We start from the raw sequence: 643 nt of genomic DNA, 5'->3' as shown, positions 1-643 counted from the left end.
CCTTACAAGGCAATTACAGGCCATACCTGGGTGATGGATGTAACGCCTGATATCTTGCAGCTGGATGCCGGCGATTTGCAGTGCTGGGTAGATAGCGAAATGGAGATCCGGTTACAGCACGGTTTCAGCACCGCCGAATTTGCACATTTGCCGGTGCTTGGCGTGCCTGGCTGGTGGTCCGGTCAAGATGCTGCATTTTACGCAGACACGGCCGTATTCCGTCCTCGAAGAAAACACTCTCCGCAATAATCCGCAAAAAGGCAAGAAGGTTGCCGTCCTTGTCTTTCCTCGGGACTTGAAAGATGAAAACCATGAAAAAAGGCCCGCGTAAGCGGGCCTAAATATTACGCATGCAGATCATGAATCAACCTGCATTCATGAAAACCACTTCGTGAAAAGTGGCTTCCATGTGTTTATTAGAACAGGTGGTTGATACCAACCGAAACGCCCATCATGCTGTCTTGGCCAGGAGCGGCACGCAGCGAGGATTGGCTGGTGATTGCGGTCGGGCCATTCTCCAGACCATCTTTGTACTTTGCGTAGTCGATGTCTGCGTAGAAGTTGGTACGCTTCGACAGAGCATAGGTAGCGCCGACGATGAACAGGCCACGCTTGCCAGCTGCAGTGTTGCCAACGCCGAATG

General features: G+C 52.1%; 2 protein-coding genes. One reads left to right on the top strand and one right to left on the bottom strand.

Annotated features, from left to right (window positions below; all coding sequences use genetic code 11):
* The coding region (locus JK635_RS29270) for a DUF3025 domain-containing protein (RefSeq protein ID WP_202656337.1) at positions 1–249 on the top strand (249 nt) is incomplete at its 5' end.
* A gap of 167 nt (positions 250–416) precedes the next feature.
* On the opposite strand, the gene JK635_RS29265 is transcribed toward JK635_RS29270, so the two are convergent.
* Positions 417–643, bottom strand: a 227-nt coding sequence (locus tag JK635_RS29265; RefSeq protein ID WP_202656336.1) for a porin family protein, incomplete at its 5' end; no start/stop codon positions are given.

This window comes from Neobacillus paridis (assembly GCF_016765675.1).
In the GTDB taxonomy this organism is placed as follows: domain Bacteria; phylum Bacillota; class Bacilli; order Bacillales; family Cytobacillaceae; genus Neobacillus; species Neobacillus paridis.
Note: the sequence above shows the minus strand (reverse complement) of the source record. Positions and strands in the feature narration are given on the sequence as shown.